This window comes from Gammaproteobacteria bacterium (assembly GCA_003696665.1).
Lineage (GTDB): Bacteria > Pseudomonadota > Gammaproteobacteria > Enterobacterales.
This window is the reverse complement of record RFGJ01000251.1, coordinates 1-2,327: the sequence shown is the minus strand read 5'-3', so window position 1 is coordinate 2,327 and position 2,327 is coordinate 1. Positions and strand designations below refer to the sequence as shown.

Annotated in this window: 1 protein-coding gene; it reads left to right on the top strand. The window is 55.7% G+C overall.

Annotation, left to right across the window (positions count from 1 at the left end):
* The coding region (locus tag D6694_07080; protein ID RMH43409.1) for a phosphoribosylformylglycinamidine synthase at positions 1-2,327 on the top strand (2,327 nt) is incomplete at both ends.

The following is a 2,327-nucleotide window of genomic DNA, read 5'->3' as shown; positions in this document are numbered from 1 at the left end:
TTGCATATTCCTGGCTATGAACAGCCGTGGGAAATCCACACTGGTAAACCGGAGCGAATTGTTTCTGCGCTTGACATTATGTTGGAAGGGCCGATTGGCGGCGCTTCCTATAACAATGAGTTCGGTCGCCCGAATGTCGCCGGTTATTTCCGAACCTTTGAAATGAAGGTCAATTTGGGCGCCGGGGATGAAGTGCGTGGCTACCACAAGCCGATTATGATCGCTGGAGGACTCGGAAACATCCGCCAGGCGCATGTGGAAAAACAGCGCCTAGCGCCAGGCTACAAGGTGATTGTGCTTGGCGGTCCAGCCATGTTGATCGGTCTTGGTGGTGGTGCGGCATCCTCAATGGATACAGGCGCCTCGTCCGCCGAACTCGATTTTGCTTCCGTGCAGCGGGACAACCCGGAAATTGAACGTCGCTGCCAAGAAGTGATCGACCGCTGCTGGGCGTTGGGCGAAGACAATCCAATTGCCTTTATTCATGATGTCGGCGCGGGCGGTTTGTCTAATGCCGTCCCTGAATTGATTCATGACAATGAACTCGGTGGTCGATTCGAACTTCGCCGTGTACCGAATGCCGAGCCCGGTATGCCGCCCGTCGCGGTGTGGTGCAACGAAGCCCAAGAACGTTATGTGCTGGCTGTGGCGCCGGATAAACTGGAAGTATTTGAGCGCATTTGTGAGCGGGAACGCTGTCCATTTGCGGTGATTGGTGAAGCGACAGAAGCGCCGCGCCTCGAAGTGCACGATGCACATTTTGACAATTATCCAGTGGATTTGCCGATGGATGTGTTGTTTGGCAAGCCGCCCAAGATGCATCGAGATGTGTCGCGTCGCAAAGTAGAGACTTTGCCGTTCGACTGGCAAGGCGTGGCTCTGGCAGACGCGTGTGAGCGGGTATTGCAATTGCCGGCCGTTGCGGACAAGACTTTTTTGATCACCATTGGCGATAGAACTGTTGGTGGTTTGGTGTGTCGAGATCAGATGGTGGGGCCTTGGCAAGTGCCGGTGGCCGACTGTGCGATTTCCACCACCACCCATGCGGATTATACGGGCGAGGCGATGGCCATGGGTGAACGGACACCGATTGCCCTACTGTCGGCGGCAGCATCAGCACGCATGGCGGTGGGCGAAGTGGTCACCAATTTGGCCGCCGCACCGATCGAAAAGATCCAAGACATTCGTTTGTCTGCCAACTGGATGGCCGCCGCGGGCGTGGAAGGTGAGGACGCCAATTTGTATGAGGCGGTCCAAGCCGTCGGCATGGAATTGTGTCCAGCGCTTGGGATCTGTATTCCCGTTGGTAAAGACTCCTTGTCTATGCGGACCGTATGGGAGGATGCGCAAGGAGAACATTCGGTGACGGCGCCTCTGTCGCTCATTGTCTCCGGCTTTGCACCAGTACAAGACGTACGACGTGCACTCACTCCAGAGCTGCGTCGAGGCGTCGACAGTCGACTTTATTGTATTGATCTGGGGGGCGCTAAGCATCGGCTGGGCGGCTCCGCCTTGGCACAAGTGTTTGGTCACATTGGGCAGAATCCCCCCGATGTGGATGATCCGGATCGCCTCAAGCGCTTTTTTGCCTTGATTCAGGCAGCGAACCAGGCTGGCGTGCTATTGGCGTATCACGATCGCAGTGACGGCGGTTTGTGGGCCACACTATGTGAAATGGCATTTGCCGGTGGCATGGGCCTAGAAATTGATGTACCTGCGCACGAGGACATCATTCCTTATCTCTTCAATGAAGAGCTCGGTGCGGTGGTGCAGGTCGCCACAGATGATGTGACTACCTGGATGGCCTTGGTGCGACAATTTGGATTCGATGCTTTTGTTGCCGATATCGGTCAGCCTGTGCCTCATCACGATGTGATTATCCGCCAAGGCGGCCAAGAAAAGCTGAGAAGGTCCAGGGCTGAACTGCGTCGTTTGTGGAGCGAAACGACCTATCGGATGCAGGCGTTAAGGGACAATAGCGAATGTGCTGAACAGGAACATCAGGCGCGACAAGACCTTGATGATCCTGGGCTGAGTCCTGTTCTGACTTTTGATGCGGATGAAGACATTGCCGCCCCTTATATTGCTCGGAATGTCAGGCCGCAGATTGCTGTCCTGCGTGAACAGGGTGTGAACAGTCACGTGGAAATGGCAGCCGCCTTCGACCGCGCTGGTTTCACGGCGGTGGATGTGCACATGAGCGATCTGATGGCGAAACGGCAGACGTTGGACAACTTCAAGGGTCTGGTCGTTTGTGGTGGATTTTCGTATGGCGATGTGCTCGGTGCTGGCGGTGGCTGGGCGAAGTCGATTCTCTATCATGCGCA